The organism is Paenibacillus sp. J22FR5 (assembly GCF_059691975.1).
Window position 1 is genome coordinate 26,960 of record NZ_JCAUAN010000026.1, and the last position, 26,887, is coordinate 53,846.

At 48.2% G+C, this 26,887-nt stretch carries 22 protein-coding genes and 1 riboswitch; of the genes, 21 read left to right on the forward strand and 1 reads right to left on the reverse strand.

From position 1 onward, the window contains the following. Positions 1-6 precede the first annotated feature (6 nt). From AC58P7_RS25325 to AC58P7_RS25345, 5 genes are all read left to right on the forward strand, one after another. Positions 7-1,632 carry an extracellular solute-binding protein gene (locus AC58P7_RS25325; protein WP_497347903.1) on the forward strand — a complete coding sequence of 542 codons (1,626 nt, stop codon included), beginning with the start codon at positions 7-9 and terminating at the stop codon, positions 1,630-1,632. A 17-nt stretch (positions 1,633-1,649) separates the two neighbouring features. Further along, the gene (locus AC58P7_RS25330; protein ID WP_497347904.1) at positions 1,650-3,260 is read left to right on the forward strand and encodes an ABC transporter substrate-binding protein; all 1,611 of its coding nucleotides are present in this window, start codon (positions 1,650-1,652) and stop codon (positions 3,258-3,260) included. After that, positions 3,257-4,213, forward strand: coding sequence for a pectinesterase family protein (locus tag AC58P7_RS25335; RefSeq protein WP_497347905.1), 957 nt, complete (start codon positions 3,257-3,259; stop codon positions 4,211-4,213). The genes AC58P7_RS25330 and AC58P7_RS25335 overlap by 4 nt, the downstream gene beginning before the upstream one ends. A 200-nt stretch (positions 4,214-4,413) precedes the next feature. Further along, a complete protein-coding gene (locus tag AC58P7_RS25340) occupies positions 4,414-5,877 on the forward strand; it encodes a catalase (RefSeq protein ID WP_497347907.1) in 1,464 nt (487 codons plus the stop codon). Between the two features lie 50 nt (positions 5,878-5,927). Then, positions 5,928-6,200, forward strand: coding sequence for a transcriptional repressor (locus tag AC58P7_RS25345; protein WP_497347909.1), 273 nt, complete (start codon positions 5,928-5,930; stop codon positions 6,198-6,200). 75 nt (positions 6,201-6,275) lie between these two features. Here the strand turns inward: AC58P7_RS25345 and AC58P7_RS25350 are convergent, their stop codons facing one another. Further along, positions 6,276-7,352, reverse strand: coding sequence for a DctP family TRAP transporter solute-binding subunit (locus AC58P7_RS25350; protein WP_497347911.1), 1,077 nt, complete (start codon positions 7,350-7,352; stop codon positions 6,276-6,278). A gap of 115 nt (positions 7,353-7,467) precedes the next feature. Between AC58P7_RS25350 and AC58P7_RS25355 the strand changes: the two genes are divergently transcribed. The 16 genes from AC58P7_RS25355 to purD all read left to right on the forward strand — a co-directional run bounded on the left by AC58P7_RS25355 (position 7,468) and on the right by purD (position 26,767). Further along, positions 7,468-9,066: an ATP-binding protein gene (locus tag AC58P7_RS25355; RefSeq protein WP_497347913.1), complete on the forward strand. Its 1,599-nt coding sequence runs from the start codon at positions 7,468-7,470 to the stop codon at positions 9,064-9,066. After that, entirely contained in the window at positions 9,044-9,757 is a 714-nt protein-coding gene (locus tag AC58P7_RS25360) for a response regulator (protein WP_497347915.1), read from the forward strand. The genes AC58P7_RS25355 and AC58P7_RS25360 overlap by 23 nt, the downstream gene beginning before the upstream one ends. A 127-nt stretch (positions 9,758-9,884) precedes the next feature. Then, positions 9,885-11,309 (forward strand): NAD-dependent malic enzyme, encoded by a 1,425-nt coding sequence (locus AC58P7_RS25365; RefSeq protein ID WP_497348008.1) that lies wholly within the window; start codon positions 9,885-9,887, stop codon positions 11,307-11,309. A gap of 28 nt (positions 11,310-11,337) precedes the next feature. After that, on the forward strand, positions 11,338-12,624 hold the full coding sequence (locus AC58P7_RS25370; RefSeq protein ID WP_497347917.1) for a dicarboxylate/amino acid:cation symporter: 1,287 nt from the start codon (positions 11,338-11,340) through the stop codon (positions 12,622-12,624). Between the two features lie 306 nt (positions 12,625-12,930). After that, positions 12,931-13,032, forward strand: a riboswitch (purine riboswitch). A gap of 135 nt (positions 13,033-13,167) precedes the next feature. After that, positions 13,168-13,653, forward strand: a complete 486-nt coding sequence (purE, locus tag AC58P7_RS25375) for a 5-(carboxyamino)imidazole ribonucleotide mutase (protein WP_497347919.1) — start codon at positions 13,168-13,170, stop codon at positions 13,651-13,653. After that, positions 13,650-14,834 (forward strand): 5-(carboxyamino)imidazole ribonucleotide synthase, encoded by a 1,185-nt coding sequence (gene purK, locus AC58P7_RS25380; protein ID WP_497347921.1) that lies wholly within the window; start codon positions 13,650-13,652, stop codon positions 14,832-14,834. Before purE ends, purK begins: the two co-directional genes overlap by 4 nt. Positions 14,835-14,860: 26 nt before the next feature. Continuing rightward, positions 14,861-16,156 (forward strand): adenylosuccinate lyase, encoded by a 1,296-nt coding sequence (purB, locus tag AC58P7_RS25385; protein WP_497246377.1) that lies wholly within the window; start codon positions 14,861-14,863, stop codon positions 16,154-16,156. 43 nt (positions 16,157-16,199) lie between these two features. Further along, on the forward strand, positions 16,200-17,081 hold the full coding sequence (locus AC58P7_RS25390; RefSeq protein ID WP_497348009.1) for a phosphoribosylaminoimidazolesuccinocarboxamide synthase: 882 nt from the start codon (positions 16,200-16,202) through the stop codon (positions 17,079-17,081). A 25-nt stretch (positions 17,082-17,106) separates the two neighbouring features. Next, positions 17,107-17,346 (forward strand): phosphoribosylformylglycinamidine synthase subunit PurS, encoded by a 240-nt coding sequence (gene purS, locus AC58P7_RS25395; RefSeq protein ID WP_028556672.1) that lies wholly within the window; start codon positions 17,107-17,109, stop codon positions 17,344-17,346. Between the two features lie 74 nt (positions 17,347-17,420). Beyond that, the gene (purQ, locus tag AC58P7_RS25400; protein ID WP_497347923.1) at positions 17,421-18,116 is read left to right on the forward strand and encodes a phosphoribosylformylglycinamidine synthase subunit PurQ; all 696 of its coding nucleotides are present in this window, start codon (positions 17,421-17,423) and stop codon (positions 18,114-18,116) included. Continuing rightward, a complete protein-coding gene (gene purL / locus AC58P7_RS25405; protein WP_497347925.1) occupies positions 18,094-20,337 on the forward strand; it encodes a phosphoribosylformylglycinamidine synthase subunit PurL in 2,244 nt (747 codons plus the stop codon). The genes purQ and purL overlap by 23 nt, the downstream gene beginning before the upstream one ends. Continuing rightward, positions 20,322-21,854, forward strand: a complete 1,533-nt coding sequence (purF, locus tag AC58P7_RS25410) for an amidophosphoribosyltransferase (RefSeq protein WP_497347927.1) — start codon at positions 20,322-20,324, stop codon at positions 21,852-21,854. Before purL ends, purF begins: the two co-directional genes overlap by 16 nt. Positions 21,855-21,958: 104 nt before the next feature. Then, entirely contained in the window at positions 21,959-22,999 is a 1,041-nt protein-coding gene (purM, locus tag AC58P7_RS25415; RefSeq protein WP_497347929.1) for a phosphoribosylformylglycinamidine cyclo-ligase, read from the forward strand. After that, a complete protein-coding gene (gene purN, locus AC58P7_RS25420) occupies positions 22,999-23,610 on the forward strand; it encodes a phosphoribosylglycinamide formyltransferase (RefSeq protein ID WP_497347931.1) in 612 nt (203 codons plus the stop codon). Before purM ends, purN begins: the two co-directional genes overlap by 1 nt. Positions 23,611-23,888: 278 nt before the next feature. Then, complete coding sequence (purH, locus tag AC58P7_RS25425) at positions 23,889-25,436, forward strand: bifunctional phosphoribosylaminoimidazolecarboxamide formyltransferase/IMP cyclohydrolase (RefSeq protein ID WP_497347933.1); 1,548 nt, start codon at positions 23,889-23,891, stop codon at positions 25,434-25,436. A gap of 68 nt (positions 25,437-25,504) precedes the next feature. Beyond that, a complete protein-coding gene (purD, locus tag AC58P7_RS25430) occupies positions 25,505-26,767 on the forward strand; it encodes a phosphoribosylamine--glycine ligase (RefSeq protein ID WP_497347935.1) in 1,263 nt (420 codons plus the stop codon). Positions 26,768-26,887 lie beyond the last annotated feature (120 nt).

Here is a 26,887-nt window from a genome sequence, read left to right on the forward strand (position 1 = left end):
ATGAAAATGAAAAAAACACTTAAAACCACAGCAAGTTTGTCTTTGATTACGGCTTTATTCGCTATAGTAGCAGGCTGTACAAGTGAAGGGACCACGGCACCTACGGCCAGCACAGATACCGCAACGAAGAAACCTGATGCGAGTGCTACTGCTGCACCTGCGGGGTTCACTTACACAGGAACTGGGCCTATTACCGATAAAGCGGGCTCGCTCAAAATTCTAGCAACGAACGCTTGGACGAACAATGTCGATCTGAACCAAGCCCCTATCGTGCAAGAGCTGAGTAAACGAGCAGGTATTACGGTGAATTGGGAATTGCTTCCGCCATCCACCTATCAGGATGCGATTAGCCCACGGCTTGCTGCGGGCGCCGATCTTCCAGATGTGATCTATCAGTTAGATCAGGACCAGACGATGAAGAATATCCAGGGTGGCTTGTTCAAACCGCTTAACGATTACATCGATAAGTACGGTGTGAACATCAAGAAGCTGTTCGAGAAATATCCAGCGTTGAAAGCAAGCTTAACGACACCGGACGGTAAGATTTACTATCTTCCGCAGTTGGCTGTGACCAAGAACTATATGCCTACCTTTATGGTTAACGTGAGATGGTTGGAGAAGCTAGGCTTGAAGGACCCGACTACGCTGGATGAATTTACAGATATGCTTCGCAAGTTCAAAACGAATGATCCGAATGGCAATGGCAAGCAGGATGAGATCCCATTCACCGTTGCACCTAATCAACTGGCGAATGCGTTTGGCCCTGTATTTGGTTTGGATTTAGCCAATAATTTCTATGCAGACAAAGACGGCAAAGTGCATTATTCCTACTATGAGCCAAATTATAAGGAATATTTAACCTACTTAAATGGTCTATACAAAGAGGGATTGTTGGAGTCGGATTTCGCCAGCGTCACAGCGGATCAAATTACATCGAAGTTTTCGCAAAATATAACGGGTGCAACGTTTAATTTCAGTTGGTATACCTCCATGGTGTACAGCAAGCTATATAAAGATTACGACCCTACGAAGCCGCTGATTAAAGGGATTGCCCCATTCAAAGGGCCGCATGGTGATCAATACTATACAGGACGAAACCCGATCACAGGTATATTCGGCATTTCTAAGAATGCGAAGGATCCAGAGCTAGCGTTCAAATTCTTAGATTATGCGAGCAGCGAAGAGTCCAAAGAGATGTATGTATGGGGTCTGAAGGGGCAAACGTACGATGTGGTTGACGGTAAGAAACAATTTACGGAGAAAGGCAAAGACAATGACTTCATCCAGAAATTTGGTATCAATCCAACTAATTTGCCGATTGAGCAGTCCGTTGAGGCAACGGATGTACTGGTAGCCCCATGGCATGCTAAAATTGATAAAGAGATGGAAAAATATATTAAAGCGCCGTTCCCATTCGTGTATGCGCTGAAAGCTGAGGCTGACAAGGAGAACACGGTCATGCCGGATATCACAACGTATGTCAATGAAATGAATATTAAGTTTATTACCGGCAAGGAAAGCTTGGATAAATTTGATAGCTACATCAAGTCCTTGAAGAGCATGGGTGTCGAGGATGTTATCAAAGGCAGACAGACCCAATATGACCGCTACTTAGCAGCCAGTAAGAAATAAATAAGGATCGTCGTTCTGTGAAAAGCACAGCAGCCGTGGAATCGGCTGCTGTGTTTATCCGTTTGTTGCGGCGAATAAAGGCGGTTTCCGTGATGAAAAGATCCAGCTATATCCTGCTTATCATAATGACTTCTGCATGGATTGTTGTGGCCATGAAATATGGCAGGGGGGGAGATCTTGGGCCTTCATCGACAGCTTCGCCCGTGAAGTCCAAGCAGAGTATACAGCCAACCACGCTGCACTTGTTGTTTCCCTTGGAGAAGCCTGCTGCCCAAGACGAAGTCATACAAGCTGTTGAGGCTAAGCTAGCTAAGGACGGTTTGCCCATCAAGCTCGAATTTACGTATATCCCATACGATCAATATTGGAATAAGCTGTGGCTGAATGCCGCAAGCGGTGAGCCCTACGATATTGCACTGTCCGCATTTTCGAATATAGCGGATTTAGTCTCCAAGAAAGTCTTAGCTCCGCTAGATGATGCGCTTCGCGATTACGGTCAAGCGATTGTGGCTAGTACGCCGGATTACGCTTTCCAAGGCGTCACCATTAATGGACATATTTATGGGATACCTCGGGTGATGCCGATTGCGGAGTTTCAAAGCTTCGTTCAGATTCGAGGCGATCTGAGAAAGAAATACGGCCTGCCTGAAATTAAGACGGTAGCCGACATGGATAAGTATTTGGAGACGATTCATCAAAATGAACCGACGATTACGCCTTATTTTTACGATACGGGTCGTTTCTTGCTTAGAGAGTATGGCGATGTGGCCTTTTTTGCTGGCGGCTATCTGAATGCTCCTGTCTATATCGATCCGGCGGATCCACAGCTGAAGGTTAGAGATACGTATGAATCGGATTTCTTCCTTCATATCATGGAGAAGATGCACGAATGGCAAGAGAAAGGCTATATTCCCTATGGTCCATCGGACACTTCGAAGTATCCAGATCCAGAGCTTGCTTTTAACTCAGGTAAAGTCGCTGCTACATGGAGCGTTGTCATGAAGCAAACCGAGCGAATTGATGCCTTCAAAGCAATGTTGCCAGAGGGAGAGCTGGAAAATGTGTATTTGCATCCCGAAAAGCCGAAGTATTTATACACCGGTGCTGACAATATTCTTTCTGTCTTTTCGACCAGTCAGCATGTGAATGAGTCCGTTGCTTTTCTCAATTGGCTGAGGAGTAGTCAGGAGAACTATGACCTCTTTACCTATGGAATCAAGGATGTGAATTATAGGCTGAAGGACGAAGCCATTGTGTATGAAGGGATCGAACCCCAGCATCAATATAACCCTATTAGCTGGACCTGGAACGACATTCGGTTTGCACGATTCAGCACCTACATTTCCCCTGCGTATAGTAAGCAGCTGCGAAATTGGGATAAGGAAGCGATCGTTTCACCAACGCTGGGCTTTGTACCTGATCTGGCTCCGATTAAATCGGAAATTGCCCAGCTGAATGTCATCATTACGGAGTATTTACCGATCTTGTACGATGCGAAGGTGGATTGGACAACGACGATGGCAAGCTTTAGAGCCAAATTAAAGGACGCGGGGATGAATCATGTGATCACTGAAATTCAACATCAATTTGATGCGTACCGTGCAAGCCGAAAGGGTGAGAAACCATGATAACCGTTGCCGCAGATGGAAGCGGGGACTTTATTCGGATCCAAGAGGCCGTCGATCATATTCCCGAGGGACAGACAGTGCCGACAATTATTTATATCCACAGTGGTGTTTATAAAGAAAAGCTGTATATTAATAAGCCGTGGATTCACTTAAAAGGTGAAGGAGCAGCTACGACGATCATAACGTATGATGATTACGCCAAAAAGTTGTTTCCAAGTGGAGAGCCTTACTATACGTTTCATTCCTATACAGCTTATATCGGTGGAGACCATTTCACGGCGGAAGGGATCACGTTCGAGAACACGGCGGGCAAAGGCGAGCTCGTTGGGCAGGCGCTAGCGGCCTACGTGGACGGAGACTGCGTTGCCTTTCGCGATTGCAGATTCCTGGGCCATCAGGACACGCTGTTTACAGGGCCGCTGCCACCGAAACCGCGGGACCGCGCCAGCTTCGGCGGTCCAAGGGACGATGCCTCAAGACGCCCTGTTCGTCAATATTATGAGCGTTGCTATCTGGAGGGGGATGTCGATTTTATTTTCGGTTCAGCGACGGCTGTCTTTCAGGATTGTGAGATCTGCTCCTTAGGCAGCGGATGGATCACAGCAGCTTCGACCCCAGAGGATGTCCAATTCGGCTATGTATTTCTGGGATGTAAGCTTACTGGCGAGGCACCTGAACAATCCGTTGGCTTGGGAAGACCTTGGCGGAATTATGCGAAGGTCGCTTTTCTTGATTGTTGGCTAGGGCCACATATTAAGGCTGCGGGCTGGGATCGTTGGAATGAGCAGGAAAGCGTAACGGAGGTTAGGTACATGGAGCTTGGAAGTGTGGGGCCTGGCGCTGTGAGCAGCGGGCGCACTGAATGGGCGACAGAAATGAACGCGATGGAATCGGAGGAGTGGACGGCGCGGTATATACTTGCCGGCGATGATGGCTGGGATCCGGGACAATAAGATAACGAAAGGTAAACAGAATAAATAAGCAAGATTAGCTTGCGTTTGCCCGTCAGGAGGATTCTTCCTGGCGGTTTTTCTTTGTTGTAGGAAAGCTTATTGACAACGATTCTCAATAAAACTATAATAAATACTATATTATAATTATTCTAAATAAGAAGTGCGTTCAAACCACCATTTACTTAAGAAGGAGAATGCAAATGACACATAACCATTTAACAACGAATCAGGGTGCACCCGTAGGTGACAACCAGAACTCAAGGACAGCAGGTCAGAACGGTCCGACTTTGCTGGAGGATTATCATTTATTAGAGAAGATCGCTCATTTCGATCGGGAGCGTATTCCGGAGCGTGTCGTTCATGCGCGCGGAGCGGGGGCTTTCGGAACGTTTACGGTTGAAAATGCAATGAAACGTTACACGAAAGCGGGCTTTCTTGGAGAGGTCGGCAAAGAGACACCGGTATTTGTACGCTTTTCCACGGTCATTCACGGGCAAGGGTCACCCGAAACAGCACGCGATCCGCGCGGCTTTGCGGTGAAATTTTATACAGAAGAAGGCAATTACGATCTAGTCGGCAATCATCTTCCCGTTTTCTTTATTCGTGACGCGATGAAATTCCCAGATATGGTTCACTCCTTGAAGCCAGCGCCGGACACGAATGTGCAGACACCGGATCGTTACTGGGATTTCATGTCCCTGACACCGGAATCCACCCATATGTTGACTTGGGTGTTCTCGGATTATGGCACACCCGCGAATTACCGTGAAATGAATGGCTTCGGCGTCCATGCGTTCAAATGGATCAACGCCGTAGGGAACTATGTGTATGTGAAATACCATTGGAAGCCGCATCAAGGCGTACGCAATTTGAGTAAAGCGGAAGCTTCAGTGGTACAGGGCGAAGATTTCTCCCATGCGACAAGAGACTTATACGACCACATCGCTAGCGGAGATTTCCCGAAATGGGATCTGTATGTGCAGCTGTTGCAGCCCGAAGATGTGGATGCCTATGATTTTGATCCGCTGGATCCAACGAAGCTATGGCCGGAAGATCTCATCCCTTTATATAAGGTAGGGACGATGACGTTAAACCGCAATCCACAGAACTTTTTCGCTGATGTGGAGCAGGCAGCATTTGCGCCAAGTGTGCTGGTGGCCGGGATCGAGCCTTCGGAAGATAAGCTGCTGCAAGGACGATTGTTCTCCTATCCCGATACGCAGCGGCACCGTCTAGGTGCCAACTATCTGCAAATTCCGGTGAACTGTCCGTATGCGACGGTGCACAACAATCAACGCGATGGCGCCATGCAAATGAAGCCGCAGGCCGGTAGTGTGAACTATGAGCCAACTCGTCATGCCGATGAGCCGAAGGAAGTGCCTGAATATCGAGATAGCACTGTTCCGCTGCAAGGATCCGTCGTTAGGGAGAAAATCGCAAAAACGAATGATTTCGCACAAGCGGGTGACACGTTCCGAAGCTTCACCGAGCAGGAGCAAGCGAACTTTATCTCCAATCTGGTTGGCGACCTTTCCTCGGTTCACGAAAAATCGAAGCTCATGGCGATCTGTAATTTCTACAGAGCAGATGCGAAGTTGGGAGAAAGTCTGGCTGCTGGCTTGAATGTGGATATTTCGGGGTACTTACAGCATTTGAACCGTTAATGGTCTTCATAACGAATACAATCAATTACATCGCAGAGGAGGTTTCCATGATGGTGAAACATGATCTGAATCTAGCTCTGCAGCGGATGCGCGCCAAAAATATACCTTTAACCCCGCAGCGTTATGCATTACTTACGTTTCTTTATGCACAGGTTAGTGACACAACGGTCAAGGACATTTGTGAGGCGTTGATCGATAAGTATCCCCACATCAATGCGATGACGGTTAACAGCAGTTTGCACGTATTTAAACAGCTTGGTTTGGTGAATGAATTGGCTGTTAGCGGTGCCTCCTTGCGATATGAAGCGGCAATTTGCTCTTAAATGGTTGATCATAGGTAAGGCGCTGCAGGGTGCCAAGAGGTAATTTCGCCTCTTCGCACCCTGCAGCGCCTTTTTTTAGTTTAACCCCGATGGTTTTTTTGTGCTTTCCCGTCTAAGTTCGCTCACGGCATCCATAAGCTCTTTGCCTATATAGGATCCAGCTTCATCATAGACTGGCTCAAGCGCATGCTGCCATTCATCCCGTTCTTCGTTGGTTAGGATGTGAATGTTCATTTGACCCATCTTCTGCAGCTCGTTCCATTGTTTGAGGTTGATGGCAATTGCATTTTGATTAGCCCAAATCGTCGCTTCCTGCATGGCCTCATTGATCGTTTTTTGCTGTTCGGCGGTTAACTTCTCCCAAAATACTTTATTCACTAGCACACCATAACCGAGATAGGCATGATTGCTGATGGTCATATATTTTTGGACCTGATACAGCTTTTTAGAGTAAATATTCGAAATCGTATTCTCTCCACCGTCTACCTGACCGGATTCCATGCTGCGGTATACGAGGTTAAAAGGAATAGGGACCGTCTTCGCATTCAGCTGCCGAAATTGAGATTCGATGATTTTGCTTGGAAGAATCCGAAATTTCAAATCTCGAAAATCCTCCGGATGAGCAAGCGTACCGCGGTTTGACGTCATTTGCTGAAAACCGTTGGCCCAAAAACCGAGACCAACGATGCCCTTCGGCTCTAATTTGCGCATCAGCATGTTCCCGATTTTGCCTTGAAAAGCTTTTGTGACATCCTCTTCATTTTGAAAAACGAAGGGAAGATCCATAGCCATCCAATCCGGAACGACTTCGGATATATTAGAGAAGCTCGGCGCGATCATTTGAATGCTGCCGCTCTGCAAAGCGCCAACTTCATCGGTTTCGTTGTATAGAGTACCATTGGGGAATAATTCTACCTTAATGGTGTCGTTGGTCTTTGTTTTGACTAATTGGGCGAATTTCTGAGCCGCTAATCCTTTGGGTGTATTTTCCGCCACGACAAAGCTGAATCGAATGATCGTTTGTTGGCCGAGTCCGATCTGTTCATCATCATTGACAAGCGGACCGTTACCCAATTGCCATGAAAAACCGAATCCCACCGCTGTCAGGAGACCGATTACAATAAACATCATGATACCGAAGAACGTTTTCATACGGACCCCCAGCTGTTTTATATCGTAAATTCAGTGTAACATAATGTAGGATGATCTTAGAAATAAACGGTAAGCTTGAAAGAGGTGATCAGTTTTGAAGATCAAGGGTCTTCGCATGAATTGGAAAATTACGATTCTGTCGTTCGGCATCGTATTATTTGCGATATGTATCGGCGGTATCATTTTAATAGGCCGTGTCATTCACCTTCAAGAACAAGAGCTTGGACAGAGATTACTTGTAACAGCGCGCACGGTTACCCAATTGCCTTCCATTATTAGCGGGCTATCGGAACAGAGCCAAAGGCAGGAAATTAATCCGATTACTGAACGTCTTCGGATTGTTAATGACGTTGACTATATCGTTGTCATGGATATGAACGGTATTCGCTGGTCTCATCCTTCATCCTCCCGGATTGGGGAGCATTCACAGGGAGAGGACGAGCATGCGGCATTTGCGGAGCATACGTATCTTTCCAAGGCAAAAGGAGAACAAGGGGCGGTGCTAAGAGCCTTCGTTCCTGTCATGAATGAGGAGCACGAACAAATTGGTGTCGTTTTGGTAGGGAAGCTGGTGCCGGGACTATCCGGGATCATTCTCGCTATGCGGGGGCAAATTTATGTGACGGTTTTCTTATCATTGGTGTTCGGGATATGGGGCTCGTGGATGCTCTCCAGACATATTAAGGAGCAAATGTTTCGTTTAGAGCCTGCTGAGATTGCGCAGCTTCTCGTTGAGCGGACGGCTACCTTCAATGCGATGCATGAAGGCGTTATTGCCATAGACAGCCGTGAATACATAACGGTATTTAACGATAAAGCCAAGAAAATGCTGCAAATCGAAGGGGACGTATTGGGTCGCCCTATTCGGGAAGTGCTGCCGGATACGAGACTTCCGGAAATTTTGCAGCTTAACCATGCGATTTATAACCAAGAGATACATGTTGGTCCTGCTCAAATTTTGAGTAATCGGGTTCCGATTAAAGTAGGCCATCAAACGGTTGGCGCAGTAGCTATTTTTCAAGATCGCTCGGAGGTAACGAAAATCGCTGAAGAGTTGACCGGCGTAAGAGCTTTTGTTGACGCACTTCGTGTGCAGAATCATGAATATATGAATAAGCTGCATACCATCGGCGGTTTGATCCAACTTGATCATAAGCAGAAGGCGCTGGACTATTTGTTCGAGACGGTAGAGGCGCAATCCGAGCTTAGCAGCTTTGTCTCAAGTAAGATCGCGAATGAGAGCGCGGCCGGTTTACTCTTGGGGAAAATCAGCCGCGGCAGAGAGTTGGGTGTCGACGTTCGTTTGGATCGGGCAAGCAGGATGGCGCGTTTTCCGGAAAATTTGGATCAACACGACATGGTAGTCATTTTGGGGAATCTGATTGAGAATGCTTTTGATGCACTGAAGGAGAAGGAAGGTAAGAAAGAGATTTTTATCAGTATCGAACAGGATGATGACATATTATCCATTTTGGTCGAGGATAATGGGAAAGGCATGAATGAGGAGACCAAACAACGCCTTTTCGAGCGAGGCTTCTCCACAAATTCAGGCGCCGGCAGAGGCATTGGTTTGTATTTAATCCACAATATTGTGAACAAATGCGGTGCTCATCTGGAAGTGGAGTCCACACTTGGAGTGGGAACAAGCTTTATTCTTACATTCCAGATGCATACAGGAGAGGGAGAGGTTCATGTACAGAGTCGTACTGATTGAGGACGATCCGATGGTTCTTGAAGTGAACAGGCAATTTGTTGAGAGAGTTCCCGGCTTTGAAATTGTAGGGACATCCTCCAATGGCATAGAGGGTATCGAGAAAGTTCGTCATTTGAAGCCAGACCTCGTGATTCTTGATATTTATATGCCGGGTCAAAACGGAACCGATGTGCTGCAGCAGATTCGAAATGAACAGCTGAATACGGATGCCATTGTGATTACAGCCGCTAATGATATTCCAACGATCCAGCGGATGCTTCATCAAGGCGCAGTGGACTACATCATGAAGCCTTTTAAGTTTGAACGGGTTCAAGATGCGCTGGAAAATTATCGGACGATGAAGAGCAGATTAGGGAAGGAATCGACGTTGACACAGGTTGAACTGGATCAACTTTTGCGCGGAAACGAAGTCGAACCGATTTCTAAAGCACCTTCTGTTCGCATGCAAATGGATTTGCCTAAAGGACTGCAAGCACTGACGATGCAGCAGGTTATGCTGTTTCTGATGCAGCAACACAAATCCTTATCTGCCGAAGAAGTAGCCGAGGGCGTAGGATTGGCAAGGGTTACGGCACGCAGGTATCTGGAGTTTTTGGAGAAGAACAAGCAGGTCAAGCTTGACCTTGAATATGGCGGGATTGGGCGCCCGATCAATAGGTATGTGTGGACGAAAGAGAACAAAAGATCATAAGTCAAAGTGAAGACCAAAAAGACCATAAGTACCAATATGGTCAAATTCTTCACGTCTTCTTTTGAAAGCGATATCATGAAAACAGAAATACAAGTAACTAAGAATGATATCGGTTGAGGTGAAGAACGTGTCAATCCCATCAGGAGTTAATACAAGTATTATTTTGAGACTGGAATTGGATAAGGATAAAGCGTCGTTCGGCAGAGTTGCGACGGCCATTAGTGATGCAGGTGGAGATATTATAGCTATTGACGTCGTCAGAACGGACAAAAACATCACGGTTCGGGATATTACGATCAATGTATACGATAACAAGCATACCGAGCTGATTGCCGCGGCCATCCGCACATTGGCAGGAGTGAAAATCGTTCATGTTTCGGACCAAACGTTCCTGCTTCACTTGGGCGGGAAAATTGAAATGAGTCCCAAGTATCCCATTAAAAATCGGGATGACCTCTCCAGGGTGTATACACCGGGTGTTGCCAAGGTGTGCATGGCGATCCATGAAAAGCCGTCGCTTGCTCATACACTCACCATCAAACGCAATACCGTCGCTGTCATATCGGATGGAACTGCCGTCCTTGGTCTGGGTAATATTGGACCTGAAGCAGCAATGCCTGTAATGGAAGGGAAAGCGATGCTGTTTAAGCAGTTAGCAGGCGTCGATGCTTTCCCCATATGTCTGGCTACACAAGACACAGATGAAATTGTAAGTATCGTGAAAGCGCTATCGCCGACGTTTGGCGGAATCAATCTAGAGGATATATCTGCACCTAGATGCTTTGAGATTGAACAGCGTCTTATCGAGGAACTGGATATTCCCGTTTTTCATGATGATCAGCATGGTACAGCTGTAGTGCTTTTGGCGGGATTGTTGAATGCCGTTAAAATCGTGGGCAAGAAGCTTGAGGATTGCAAAGTTGTGCTTTGCGGCGTTGGCGCGGCTGGAACGGCTTGCACCAAAATGCTGATGGCAGCAGGTGTTCGAAATATTATTGGTGTCGATCGACAGGGTGCTATCACGCGTGAAGGCGTTTATGACAATCCGTTTTGGCAATGGTATGCGGAACATACGAATCCGCAGCAGATTCAAGGATCGCTGTCAGAAGTTATTGAAGGAGCTGATATATTTATCGGCGTATCGGGTCCCGGTGTACTTAAAAGAGAAGACGTCGCCAAAATGGCGAAAGATCCTATTGTCTTTGCGATGGCAAACCCAACGCCGGAAATTCTCCCCGAAGAGGCAGAGCCTTATGTGCGGGTTATGGCAACCGGCCGTTCGGACTACCCGAACCAAATCAACAATGTGCTGTGCTTCCCAGGCTTGTTCCGGGGGCTGCTGGATTGCAGGGCATCCAGAGTGACTGAGAATATGAAGCTTGCCGCAGCCAAGGCGATCGCGTCGGTTGTTCAAGAGGATGAGTTGAATGAGTATTACATTATTCCAAGTGTGTTTAATCAATCAGTCGCGGAACGAGTGAGAGATGCGGTTATAGAAGCGGCTTATGAAGACGGGGTCGCAAGAAGACGCAAAGAGAAAGTCCAAGCCTAGCTTAGGTAGAGATGAAGGAGGATGTAAGATGATGAAGCTCAGAAAAAACTTAACTCTACAGGTATTGATAGCGATTGTGCTCGGGATTGCGGTCGGTCAGTTTTTCCCTCATCAGGCTGAAAGCTTAAAAGTACTTTCCGATGTGTTCGTGAAAATGATCAAGATGGTGATTGCTCCCATTGTGTTCTTTACGATTGTAATCGGGATCTCTGGTATGGGGGATATGAAAAAAGTAGGGCGAATCGGTGGCAAGGCGCTGCTGTACTTTGAAATTATTACTACGTTTGCAATGGTGATCGGGGTAGCTGTCATGTACATCATTCGCCCTGGCGCAGGAATGAGTACGGCTGGTGTGAAAGCCGCAGATGTTGCGAAGTATACGAAAGACGCGGCAGCAGCCAGTCACGGCTTCATTGATTTCATCACAGGTATTGTGCCGGATAATGTGATGGCTGCATTCGCCAAAGGTGATATGCTGCCAGTTCTTTTCTTCTCAGTCTTGTTCGGCTTGGCTTTGGCTGGTCTTGGCGAAAGCGCTAAACCTGTTTCGAATCTCTTAGAGAAAATAAATGATGTTTTCTTCCGAATTGTAGGAATCATCATGAAGTTCTCTCCAATTGCTGCTTTTGGTGCAATGTCATATACGATCGGCAAATTCGGCGTTCATTCATTGTTTTCTCTCGGTAAAATGATGGGGTCCGTCTATATAACCATGGCACTGTTTATCTTCATTGTGCTCGGATCCATTTGTAGAATGTATGGGTTTAGCCTAATTAAGCTCTTGCGATTCATTAAAGAAGAGCTGCTGCTTGTACTAGGGACATCATCATCCGAATCTGCTTTGCCGCGTGTTATGGAAAAGTTGGAAAAGTTCGGTGCATCCAAATCCGTCGTAGGCCTTGTCGTTCCCACTGGTTATTCGTTCAACCTTGATGGTACATCGATTTACCTATCTATGGCAGGGTTATTCATTGCACAAGCCTATGGTGTAGAACTAAGCTTGATACAGGTACTGACCTTCATGGGCGTACTGATGCTAACTTCGAAAGGTGCTGCGGGCGTTACCGGATCAGGCTTCGTTACACTGGCGGCTACACTGGTCGCAATTCCGAACAATGTCATTCCAATTGAAGGCATGGCGCTTCTGATTGGGGTAGACCGATTCATGTCGGAAGCGAGAGCGATTACGAACATCATTGGTAATAGCGTAGCGACAATTGTCATTGCGAAAAGTGAAAATCAGTTTAATCCAAATCCAGAAGAATCAGATATGTCTCTGCAAACGGGATCTGTGAAAGAAGTGTCTGTTGTCTAATGTGAATTGGTTAAAGAGGGTATTCCATTTAATGGGGTACCCTCTTTTTCATAAACTGGGAAAAATGAGGTTTTGTCGAAAAATATTAGGACAATGCAAGTCAGCTTGTGAACAGCGTACTACAGACAGATCGGGTCTCAGAAGAAGATGAGAATCTCATCTTAGGTCGCAAACCGTTTAAGAGACAGAAATTGCACCAAAAAGCGAACTATCCAAAAGAATTAGCGGAAAATTGTTCGTTTTTTGAAATTGACATCGCACGTTAGTTGGTAGTAAACTAGGGAAGCGGGAAATGAAGCCGCACTAATTGAAAATGTCGAATCAACTCGTATAAAATCAGGGATAAGGCCTGAAAGTTTCTACCCAAAAACCATGAATTTTTGGACTACGAGGAAGCGAATGAGGGGAACCATAGGAAGATGATGGTCTTTTTGCATTCGGTTCTTTTGCTGTCCAGTGAATAGAATCGTGAATTCTAGCTCTGGGCATATTTTATTTATAGCAGGAAGTTTTTATAAATCGGCTTTTAGAAAGAGGTTTGTGATGACGGTACGTGTTGGTGTAATTATGGGAAGCCAGTCGGATTGGGAAACGATGAAGCACGCTTGTGATATGTTGGACGAACTGGGCGTTTCGTATGAGAAGAAGGTCGTTTCCGCGCATAGAACGCCGGATCTGATGTTCGACTATGCAGCATCGGCCATCGAACGAGGCCTACAAGTCATTATTGCCGGAGCAGGTGGGGCGGCGCATTTACCAGGAATGGTAGCGGCCAAAACAGAGCTTCCGGTTATTGGTGTTCCAATCAAAACGTCTACGTTGAACGGGATGGACTCTTTGCTCTCTATTGTTCAAATGCCGGGTGGCATTCCGGTTGCAACGGTTGCGATTGGCCATGCAGGTGCAACGAATGCAGGCTTGCTCGCTGCGCAAATTCTGGGCGCTTTTGATCCCGAGATCCAAGCGAAAGTGAAGGCACGCAGGGCGCGTATCACACAAACGGTACTAGAAAGCAGTGACCTCCTATGAGCGAAGCGTCATCCGTATCCAGCGATAAGGTCATCCAGCCAGGAGGCACGATTGGCATCCTTGGCGGTGGGCAATTAGGACGAATGCTCACGCTAGCCGGACGCAACATGGGATATCGCTTCGTAACGCTTGACCCAACGGACGATGCGCCATGCGGTCAAGTCGCTGACGAGCAAATTCAAGCGGATTTCGACGACGTTGAGGCAGCTAGAAAGCTTGCCGCGCTATCGGACGTGATCACGTACGAATTCGAAAACGTCGACGCGAACGTGACGAACATCTTAATGGAAGAGTCCTATGTTCCACAGGGCAGTCATCTTTTATACACGACACAGCACCGTCTTCGTGAGAAGAGAGCGATTGAAGCGGCAGGCGTTCCCGTAGCACCGTATGCGGAAATCACTAGCGAGGCGGACCTAAGAGAAGCGGCAGAGCGCTTCGGTACGCCATGCGTACTCAAAACCGCGACTGGCGGTTATGACGGCAAAGGGCAGTGGGTGCTTCATTCGTTAGACGAAGTGGCAGAAGCCTATGAAACCTTAAGTCGTGCCAAAACTGAGCTGGTTCTCGAACAATTCATTCATTTTGACAAGGAATTATCCGTTATTGCAGCTAGAAGTCCACGCGGCGAGGTCAAAGCATTTCCTGCTGCTGAAAATATACATGTACATAATATTCTGCACGAATCCATCGTGCCGGCACGTATTCCAGTGCCCGTGCAGAAGGCAGCCGAAGAACTGGCGATTCGTATTGCTGAGTCTCTCGGTGTGATCGGGCTCATCGCGGTTGAGCTATTCCTAACCAAGGATGGTCAGCTATACGTCAATGAGCTTGCGCCACGCCCGCACAATTCCGGGCATTACACGATGGAAGCTTGCCGGACTTCACAGTTCGAGCAGCACGTTCGCGCGATTTGCAATCTGCCGCTGGGTTCGACCGAATTGTTGACACCAGTTGTGATGGTTAATCTGCTGGGTGAGCACATTGCGCCTTTGCATGATCAACTAGATCAACCGGGCTTTTTAGAAAATGAAGAGCTAGGCGTCTCCGCAAAGGTTCACTTGTACGGCAAAAAGGAAGCGAAAGAAAAACGCAAAATGGGTCACATCAATCTTTTAACAAACGATGTTGCGAAAGCACTGACTTGGATAGAACAGACAGGCATTTGGGAAAGTAAGTAAATGAAACTTATTGGAGGAACGGAATTATGATTGAACGTTATACACGCCCGGAGATGGCACGCATTTGGACAGAAGAAAACAAGTTTAACGCTTGGCTGGAAGTTGAAATTCTTTCTTGCGAAGCTTGGTCAGAGCTTGGTGTGATCCCGAAAGAAGATGTGAAAGTATTGCGCGAGAAAGCAAGCTTCAACATCGACCGTATTTATGAAATCGAGCAAGAGACGCGCCATGACGTGATCGCCTTCACAAGAGCGGTTTCCGAGACGCTAGGACCTGAGCGCAAATGGGTTCATTACGGCTTAACGTCCACAGACGTTGTCGATACAGCACTTGGTTACTTGCTTCGCCAAGCGAACGAAATTTTGGACAAAGACATTCAGAACTTCATCGAAATCCTTCGCAATAAAGCGATTGAACATAGAGATACAGCGATGATGGGCAGAACGCATGGTGTTCACGCAGAGCCAACGACGTTTGGTTTGAAAATGGCGCTATGGTACGAGGAAATGAAGCGTAACCTGGAGCGTTTCCGCTTTGCCGCTGATGGTGTGCAATTCGGTAAAATCTCTGGAGCAGTTGGTACGTACGCGAACATCGATCCGTTCGTTGAAGAATATGTGTGCGGCAAGCTTGGCACGAAAGCAGCGCCAATCTCCACACAAACATTGCAACGTGACCGTCACGCAGAATACATGGCTACATTAGCATTGGTAGCAACATCCCTAGACAAATTTGCAACGGAAATTCGCGCCCTTCAAAAGAGTGAGTTCCGCGAAGTCGAAGAGCCGTTTGCAAAAGGTCAAAAAGGCTCCTCTGCAATGCCGCATAAACGTAACCCAATCGGTTGCGAGAGCATTTCCGGTCTATCCCGTGTAATTCGTGGACACATGGTGTCCGCTTACGAGAACGTAACACTTTGGCATGAGCGCGACATTTCGCACTCCTCCGTTGAGCGTATTATTTTGCCAGATGCAACGCAATTGTTGAACTACATGTTGAACCGCCTTGGTAACATCATCAAGAACCTTACGGTGTTCCCTGAGAACATGAAACGCAACATGCGCAGCACGTATGATGTTCCTTTCTCCGGCCGCGTCATGACGAAGCTGATCGACAAAGGCTTTGCGCGTGAGCAAGCGTACGATACGGTACAGCCGAGAGCGATGCAAGCATGGGAAGAGCAACGTTCCTTCCGTGACATCGTAGAGAACACATCGGTGATCACTGAGGTATTAAGCCCAGAAGAAATCGCAGATTGCTTCGATCCAAGCTGGCATTTGAAGCATGTAAGCACGATATTTGACCGTTTAGGTTTGAAATAGAAGGTCCATTCGAGCAAGAAGGGGTGTGTGGTTCGTGTCAAACGTGATTGTGGATACAGCAGAAGAAATGATTAATGCGCCTCTAGTGCACAAAGGCAAAGTGCGTGAACTGTATGATCTGGGCGATAGCTTTTTGATCGTGGTAACAGATCGGATTTCGGCGTTTGATTACATCCTGAAGCCGGGTGTTCCGGATAAAGGGTATGTACTAAATGCTTTGAGTAAGTACTGGTTCGGGATTACTAGCGGTTATATGAATAATCACATCATCCATACGGACGTTGAGAAGCTTCAAGCGATTATTCCAAGTGCTGAAGATCGCGAACTGCTGAAGGAACGAATTATTGTAGCGAAAAAAGCAGAGCGCATCTCCATCGAGTGCGTGGTTCGTGGCTACATCACAGGGAATGGCTGGAGACAGTACGAGAAAACCGGCGAGATTAACGGCCGTAAATTGCCCGAAGGCTTGCGTAAAAACGAGCGTTTGAACGATCCGATTTTCACACCTGCAGCGAAAAATGATGTTGGTCACGATGAGGACATCTCCATTGAACAAATGATCGAGCTTGTCGGCGAAGAGCTGACTTACACATTGCAAGAGCGCAGCATCATGCTGTACACGCTGGCGCATAGCATTTGCGAGCAAAAGGGCATCATTTTAGCAGATACGAAGTTTGAATTCGGTTTTTATGCGGGCGAACTTATTATTATTGATGAGATTTTTACACCGGATTCTTCCCGATACTGGTCTGAAGATAAATACGCCCTGGATATCGAGATCGATTCCATGGACAAAGAGCCTGTTCGCACGTACTTAGCGGGATCAGGTTGGGATAAAAATAGTGAACCGGATGAGCTTCCAGCAGCAGTTGTGGAAGAGACTTCGAACCGATATAAAGAAATTTTGCACCGCTTGGTTGATTAATAATAACGCTGAGGAGAGATATCAAATGAAAGCAACGGTCTATGTAACGATTAAACAAAACGTATTAGACGTGCAAGGAACAGCAGTACAAGGAGCACTTCACTCCATGGGCTTCGAAGAAGTTGGCAAAGTGCGCATCGGTAAGTATTTGGAGCTTGAGTTAGGTACAACTGACAGAGCAGAAGCGGAAGCACGCGTTAAAGCAATGTGCGAGAAGCTGCTTGCAAACACTGTTATCGAAGACTACCGTTACGAATTGGTGTAATAGACACAAGTAAATCAAAGCAAATGCTTACGAAGATAGTCTTGCTAAAGCAAGACTTTAAGGAGGAAAACGTCATGAATTTTGCGGTTCTTGTGTTCCCGGGATCGAATTGCGATATCGACTTGTACAAAGCGATTGAAGACACGATTGGTCAACCAGTTGACTATGTATGGCATACGGACGGCGATTTGTCCAAATACGATTGTATCCTAGTGCCAGGAGGATTCTCTTATGGGGATTACCTGCGTTGCGGAGCGATTGCTCAGTTTACGAACGTGATGAAGGCTGTTGTGAAGGCTGCGGAGGAAGGCAAATACATTCTAGGTATTTGTAACGGATTCCAAGTGTTGACAGAAGCTCGTTTGCTGCCAGGCGCTTTGCTGCGCAATAACAGCATGAAATTCCGCTGTCACCAAGCGCTTCTGAAGGTTGAGAACAACACAACGGCGTTCACACGTGACTATGCTGAAGGTGAATTGATCAACATTCCGATTGCGCACGGTGAAGGTAACTACTACTGTGATGAAGCAACACTGAAAGAATTGCAAGAAAACAACCAAATCGTGTTCCGATATGAAGCGGGTAACAACCCGAACGGATCACTTGATGATATCGCGGGAATCAGCAATAAAGCAGGGAATGTAGTGGGTATGATGCCCCATCCAGAGCGTGCCATTCATGAGATTCTAGGCTCTGCAGACGGCAAGAAAATGTTTACATCAATTCTAAGTGCTTGGAGGGAAAAACATGACGCAGCAGCTATCCGCTAAGGAACCATCTCCGGAACAAATCGCGGAACAGAAGATTTACAAGCAAATGGGTGTAACCGACGAAGAGTTTGCTAAGATTTGCGGCTTCCTTGGACGTACTCCGAACTACGTAGAGATCGGCGTATTCAGCGTAATGTGGTCCGAGCATTGCTCTTACAAAAATTCCAAACCTGTACTTCGCAAATTCCCAGTCACTGGACCTCGCGTTCTAATGGGACCTGGTGAAGGTGCAGGGATTGTAGATATCGGGGACAACCAAGCGGTTGTTTTCAAAATTGAAAGTCATAACCACCCTTCCGCTATCGAGCCTTACCAAGGCGCGGCGACAGGTGTGGGCGGTATTATTCGTGATATTTTCTCCATGGGCGCACGCCCAGTGGCGCTGCTGAATTCCTTGCGTTTCGGTAAATTGGAAAATGACCGCGTGAAGTACTTGTTCGAGCACGTTGTCTCCGGTATCGCTGGATACGGTAACTGTATCGGGATTCCGACCGTTGGCGGCGAAGTGATGTTCGACGAGAGCTACGAGGGGAACCCGCTCGTTAACGCAATGTGCGTGGGTCTCATCGACCATGACATGATTCAACGCGGTGTTGCCAAAGGTGTTGGCAACCCAGTCTTCTACGTAGGCCCAGCAACAGGCCGCGACGGTATCCACGGTGCGACATTCGCATCCGAGGAGCTGACTGCTGAATCCGAAGCGAAGCGCCCAGCTGTTCAAGTTGGCGATCCGTTCATGGAGAAGCTAGTTCTAGAAGCTTGCTTAGAGTTAATCGATTCCGGCATCGTGCTAGGAATTCAAGATATGGGCGCAGCGGGACTTACGTGTTCCAGCGCTGAGATGGCAAGTAAAGCAGGTAACGGTATGGAGCTGTACCTGGATGAAGTACCACAACGTGAAGAAGGCATGACAGCCTATGAAATGATGCTGTCTGAGTCCCAAGAGCGTATGCTTTTCGTCGTTGAGCCGAAGCATGAGGCGCAAGCTAAGGGCATTTTCGAGCGCTGGGGCTTGCACTGCGCGAAAGTCGGTAAGGTAACCGACGATGGTTACCTGAAGTTGATCCACCACGGTGAAGTCGTGGGGAACATGCCGGTTGGCGCACTCGTTGACGAGTGCCCGGTTTACAATAAGCCAAGCAAAGTGCCGGCTTATTACGAAGAGAGCGCAGCGATCGATACAACACGTTACCCAGAGGTAACGAAGTTGACGGAAGCGCTGAAATCCGTCCTCGCGTCCCCAACGGTAGCGAGCAAAGAGTGGGTTTACAACCAGTATGACTACATGGTTCGTACGGAAACAGCTGTGCGTCCAGGTTCCGACGCAGCGGTAGTCACGATCCGTGGTACGCGCAAAGGTCTTGCGATGACAACGGATTGTAACGGACGCTACGTGTACCTGGATCCGGAAGTGGGCGGACGTATCGCGGTTTCGGAAGCTGCACGTAACGTTGTTTGTTCCGGTGCTGAGCCACTGGCTGTGACGGATAACCTGAACTTCGGTTCCCCAGACAAGCCGGAAATCTTCTGGCAGCTGGAAAAATCCACAGACGGTATGGCAGAAGCTTGCCGCTTCTTGGATACACCGGTTATCGGCGGAAACGTCTCGCTTTATAACGAGAATGCCAAAGGCGCGATCTACCCTACGCCAGTTATCGGGATGGTTGGTCTTATCCATGATATCGATCATATCACGACACAAGGCTTCAAAAACGAAGGCGACATCATTATCCTGCTAGGCGAGACGAAAGCTGAGCTCGGCGGCAGTGAATTCCAATATGTGATTCACGGTGTAACCGAAGGCCGTCCACCTGAGTTGGACTTGGCAACAGAGAAACGCCTGCAAAACGCGGTTTTAAAAGCAATTCAAGAAGGTCTTGTTGCTTCTGCGCATGACTTGTCTGAAGGCGGATTGGCTGTAGCGCTGGCAGAAAGCTGTATCAGCGGAAACGTAGGCGCAGAGGTTAACGTAGCTTCTGATCTACGTCCTGATTTCGCATTGTTCAGTGAATCCCAATCCCGTATCGTGCTGAGTGCTACGCCAGCGAAAGCGGATGCCCTTAAGCATTGGATCGCTTCCCAAGGCGTACCCTATCAAGAAATCGGAAAAGTAACAGGTTCTTACCTTACTGTCAAAATCAATGACGAACAGCGTCTCCAGTCTCCGGTAAGTGAGCTGGCGAAAGTCTGGAAGGATGCGATTCCATGTCTAATGGCGTGAAACAATCCAAGGCCCTAAAGCTTCCTGCAGCTCCACTTGTTAAGCTTGGAGAAGGTCAGCATGAGCTTTGGACAGGAGAATATTACAACGAAGGTATTGGCGGCCAAGGCGGATTGTTCGACAAGCTGAATGAGGAGTGCGGGGTGTTCGGGGTGTATGGTCATCCCGACGCGTCCTCACTGTGCTATTACGGGCTGCATGCCCTTCAGCATCGTGGACAGGAAAGTGCCGGCATTTGTACGGTCGATGAAGGCAAGTTTAATTATTATCGTGGTATGGGACTTGCTAAAGAAGTATTTACGAATGATAATTTGCATCCTCTTACGGGGTCAACGGCTGTCGCTCATGTTCGTTATTCAACAGCAGGTGAGAGCAAGCTGGCGAATGCACAGCCGCTCGTTTTCAAATACCGTGAGGGAGATCTCGCCATTGCGACGAATGGAAACCTGGATAATGCTAATATTATCAAGCGTGAGTTGGAGCGTAAGGGCTCCATTTTCCAAACGACGAGTGATACCGAGGTTATGGCGCATCTGATTGCTCGTTCAGAGCATGATGATATCGTTGAAGCGGTTAAGGATGCGATGAAACAAGTCATCGGCGGCTTCGCTTTCCTCATTACGACGAAGGATAAGTTGATTGCAGCGCTTGACCCGAACGGCTTGCGTCCTTTCATGATCGGCCGTCTCGGTGATGCCTACCTGTTCGCGTCAGAGAGCTGTGCGTTCGATGCTGTGGGGGCAACCTATTTCCGTGATGTACAACCGGGTGAGATCATTGTGATTGATCGTGATGGCTTCCGTTCAGAGCAGTTCGCAGAGGGCAGTAAGCGCGCGATTTGTGCCATGGAATATATCTACTTTGCTCGTCCTGACAGCGACATCGACACGGTGAATATTCATTCCGCTCGTAAACGGATGGGTAAACGTCTGGCGATGGAAGCTTTCGTGGATGCGGATGTGGTAACGGGTGTGCCGGATTCAAGTATTTCGGCGGCAATTGGCTTCGCTGAACAAACGGGGATTCCTTATGAGCTGGGTCTGATCAAGAACCGCTACACGGGCCGTACGTTCATCATTCCAAGCCAAGAGCTTCGTGAGCAAGGGGTCAAAATGAAGCTGAGCGCCGTTCGCAAAGTGGTCGAAGGCAAGCGTGTCGTGATGATCGATGACTCCATCGTTCGTGGGACCACATCCTTACGCATCGTCAACCTGCTTCGTGAAGCAGGGGCAACGGAAGTTCATGTACGGATTTCTTCACCGCCATTCATGAACCCATGTTACTACGGGATTGATACACCGGACCGCAAAGAGCTTATCGCTGCAATGAATTCGATTGAAGAAATTCGCAAGGCCATCAATGCGGACTCACTTCATTTTCTGACGAAGGATGGACTGTTAGATTCAATTGGTCAAGGTTCCGCTGGCAAAGAGAGCGGATATTGTACAGCTTGCTTCGATAACAGCTATCCAACCGAAATCGTTGATGTGACGAAGGTTGGCTGTGCTTGTGATTAATAGCTGAATCCGTGATAGCTTTGATACACGGATTCATGTGATTAGGGAGAAAGAGGGGGTCTAGCGACCTCCCCATACATAGATAAACTAAGGAGTGTTGGTCAGTGTCGGATGCTTACAAAAAGGCTGGCGTCGATATCGCGGCGGGGAACGAAGCAGTAGAACGTATGAAAAAGCACGTGAAACGGACATTCCGTCCTGAAGTGTTAACGGATCTCGGAGGCTTCGGCGGGCTGTTCAGCTTGAACAAAGACAAGTATGAGGAGCCTGTACTCGTATCGGGTACGGACGGCGTGGGCACGAAGCTGAAGATCGCTTTTGCCATGGATAAGCATGATACGATTGGGATCGACGCTGTAGCGATGTGCGTGAATGATATTATCGTTCAAGGCGCGGAGCCGCTTTTCTTCCTTGACTATCTCGCTTGTGACAAAGTCATTCCAGAGAAAATTGAAGCGATTATTAAAGGGATCGCCGACGGTTGTGCGCAATCTGGTTGCTCACTAATCGGTGGTGAAACGGCGGAAATGCCCGGCATGTATGCACAAGGGGAGTATGATATTGCCGGCTTTACGGTTGGAATCGTCGACAAGAAAAAGATCATCGATGGTACAACGATCCGTCCTGGAGATGTCGTGCTAGGACTAGCTTCAAGCGGTGTGCATAGTAACGGGTTCTCGCTTGTGCGCAAGCTTTTGCTAGAAGATAACGGGTATACCCTTCAAGGGCATGTGGAAGAGCTTGGCGATAAGCTTGGTAACGTGCTGCTGGAGCCAACGAAGCTATATGTGAAGCCAGTTCTTGCGATGCTGGAAGATGTTGCGATCAAAGGCATGGCGCACATTACAGGCGGCGGTTTCATCGAAAATATTCCGCGCGTTCTGCCGGATGGCGTGAACGTCGAGATCCAATATGGATCATGGCCGATCCTGCCGATTTTCTCCTTGATGCAGCGTGTAGGTAATATCACGAACAATGATATGTTCCGTACCTTCAACATGGGAATCGGGATGGTTGTGATCGTGGCAGCTGACGATGCAGAAAAAGCCATTGCTGCAGCAGAAGCACAAGGCGAAAAAGCATATCGTTTGGGCGTTGTAACACAAGGTGAGAGCGTGGTTACGTTCCAAGGAGCTGACGTGTAATGCAGCCTTATCGCATTGCGGTTATGGCTTCGGGCAGCGGCTCGAATTTCCAGGCCATCGTAGATCAAGTACAGAAGGGGAAGCTTGATGTTAGCATCGAGCTTCTTGTCTGTGATCGCCCACAGGCGTTCGTTGTTGAGCGTGCCAAGGAAGCGAAGGTGCCTGTGTTTGCCTTCAACCCGAAGGAATACGAAAGCCGTGAGGCGTATGAGACGCTTGTGCTGAAAGAGCTGCAGGATCGCCAGATCGATCTGGTTGTGATGGCAGGCTACATGCGGATCATTACGAATGTGTTGGTTGAGCCGTTCTTCGGGCGCATGATTAACATTCATCCATCGCTGCTGCCTTCTTTCCCCGGCGTGCGCGCTGTGGAGCAAGCCGTCGAGTATGGCGTGAAGCAGACAGGCGTCACGGTGCATTTCGTCGATGGCGGGCTGGACTCCGGCCCGATTATCGCTCAGCGTGCCGTGGAAATCCACGAGCACGAGACGGCTGATTCGCTCACGGAGCGAATCCATGCGGCTGAGCACGTGCTGCTGCCGCAGGTTGTGCGGTGGCTGCGCGAGGGCCGCGTGAGCTTGGACGGCCGCAGGGTTAGCGTGCGGCTGTAGGGGTTTACGCTGTAACGGTGGAAAACACGCTTACAGCGTCGTGAAGAGCTGAACCGATCGCGAGGGATGGTTGAATCCCCGACTGTTTCAATTTGTAGCGTTCCTTCAACTGTGCTCATTAGGATAAACGTTGTTCGTCAAGGAACTTGGAGTAGCTGAGTAACCTGAATTCTCTCACTGAGGATTCAATTTTGAACTCATCTTTGCATTCATCTTTTCATTCTTATCCATGCATTTACCCATTCACATACAATTCCATTCCCTAAGGAGGAAGCATAGTGGCAATCAAAAGAGCACTGATCAGCGTTTTCGATAAAACGGGCATCGTTGAATTCGCGAGCGAGCTGTCGAAGCTGGGCGTTGAGATCATTTCCACAGGCGGTACGCTTAGTTTGTTGAAGGATAAAGGGGTACCGGTTATCGGTATTTCCGAGGTTACAGGGTTCCCAGAAATCATGGATGGCCGCGTGAAGACACTTCACCCGAACGTGCATGGCGGACTTCTGGCAGTTCGTGACAACGAAGAGCACCAAGCAAGCATGAAAGAGCTTGGCCTCCAGTACATTGATCTAGTTGTCGTGAATTTGTATCCTTTTGCAGAAACGATTGCGAAGCCTGATGTGACGTACGAAGATGCGATCGAGAACATCGATATCGGTGGGCCGACAATGCTTCGTTCCGCAGCGAAAAACCATGCGTTCGTTTCCGTTATCGTAGACACGACTGACTATGCGAAAGTGTTGGAAGAAGTACAAGAGACTGGTGATACGACGCTGGCAACACGTAAACGTCTAGCGGCGAAAGTGTTCCGTCACACAGGTGCTTACGATGCTTTGATTGGTGACTATTTGACTGGCCTTCAGGGCGAGCCTTACCCAGAGCGTTACACCGTAACATACGAGAAAATGCAAGAGCTTCGCTACGGCGAAAACCCGCACCAAAGCGCAGCGTTCTACCGCAAGCCGAATGCAACTGCTGGCAACATCACAACGGCAGAACAATTACACGGTAAGGAATTATCGTACAACAATATTAATGACGCGAACACAGCACTACAGATCGTAAAAGAGTTCAGCGAGCCTGCGGTTGTTGCCGTTAAGCATATGAACCCTTGCGGCGTGGGTATCGGTACGAACGTACTGGAAGCTTACACGAAAGCGTACAATGCAGACCCAACGTCCATCTTCGGGGGAATCGTTGCTGCGAACCGTGCGATCGACGAAGCGACAGCGCAATTGCTGCATGAGATTTTCTTGGAAATCGTCATCGCGCCAGATTTTACACCAGAAGCGCTTAAGATTCTGGCTAAAAAGAAAAACATCCGCCTACTCAAAGTAGCCGGTTTGGATACAATTGCTGGCCGCACATCCTCGCCAGTCATTACAACTGTTGAAGGCGGCATGTTGGTACAAGCTAGCGACGCTTACCAACTGACAGAAGCCGACTTGAAAGTCGTTTCCGAACGTCAACCGACAGCGGAAGAGATGAAGCAATTGCTTTTCGCATGGAAAGTCGTTAAGCACGTTAAATCTAATGCAATCGTACTTGTGGCTGACGATATGACAGTTGGCGTAGGCGCTGGTCAAATGAACCGTGTCGGCGCAGCGAAAATCGCGATCGAGCAAGCAGGCGACAAAGCGAAAGGCTCTGTCCTTTCGTCCGATGCATTCTTCCCAATGGGCGATACGCTCGAAATGGCAGCAAAAGCAGGCATCACAGCAGTGATTCAGCCAGGCGGCTCCATCAAAGACGAAGAATCCATTCGCGTTGCGAACGAAAATGGCATTGCGATGGTCATGACAGGCGTTCGTCACTTTAAACACTAAAACAATTGAGAATGCTCACGATTCGTAAGTGGACCGTGGGCATTCCCCATGAGAGGGGATTCCAACAAATGCGTGTATTAGTTATTGGACGTGGCGGACGTGAGCATGCGATTGTATGGGCACTGAGCAAAAGCCCAAAAATCAGCAAGCTGTTCTGCGCACCAGGAAACGGCGGAATTGCCGGCTTAGCGGAATGCGTGCCGATCACGGAGCTTCAATTCGAAGAGATCAGTACTTTTGCGAAGGAGCAGGCGATTGACTTGGTTATGGTCGCGCCTGATGATCCGTTAGCGGCAGGTTTGGTCGATCATTTGGAGTCGAAAGGCATCGAGGCATTCGGCCCTCGCGCCAACGCTGCGATCATTGAAGGCAGCAAGGTATTTATGAAGCAGCTGCTCAAAAAATACAGCATTCCTACCGCTGCTTATGAGTCTTTTGACGCGTATGAGCCGGCACTTGCTTACTTGCGCTCGCAAACAGCGCCTATCGTGATCAAAGCAGACGGCTTAGCCGCTGGTAAAGGTGTTACGGTTGCCCAAACCATGGAAGAAGCGGAAGCAGCGCTGAAAGACATCATGGTGGATCAAGTGTTTGGTAAATCCGCTGGCGCAAGCGTCGTGATCGAGGAGTTCCTAACAGGACAAGAAATGTCGTTGTTGGCCTTCGTTGATGGTTCAACCGTGCGTTTGATGGTACCTTCGCAGGATCATAAGCCTGTTTTTGATAACGATAAAGGGCCGAATACAGGCGGGATGGGGACATACTCCCCACTTCCACATATTCCAGCGTCCATCGTGCAGGAAGCACTTGTGAACATCGTCCAACCAACCGCAGATGCGATGGTGGCAGAAGGCCGTCCGTTCAAAGGCGTGCTGTATGCGGGTCTGATTTTGACCCCGAACGGTGTGAAAACGATTGAGTTCAATGCGCGCTTCGGCGATCCGGAGACGCAGGTGATTTTGCCGCGATTGAAAACGGATTTGCTCGATATTTTCCTAGCGATCAACAACGGAACGTTGGCTGAGCAGCCGATTGAGTGGAGCGAACAAGCCGCAGTATGCGTGATCGTTGCTTCGCCAGGCTATCCAGGTCCATATCCGAAAGGATTGCCGATTACGGGTCTTGACCAAGTGCAGGATTCACTCGTGTTCCACGCGGGTACCGCAGCCCAAAACGGGCAAATCGTCACCAACGGTGGACGCGTGCTCGGTATTACTGGCCTCGGCAAGGATATCATCGAAGCTCGTCAGAAGGCTTATGCGGATGCGGATCGTATCCATTTTGACGGGAAGCATTACCGAACTGATATCGCGATGAAAGCTTTGAAATAGTTTGAACTCGTCTTAAATCTTCTTAAGTCAGAAACACAGCCTTTTGCATTTAAAAAGGCTGTGTTTTTTTATTTTGGTCGATGATCATGGAAAGACCTTAATGAAACATTTACACAAATA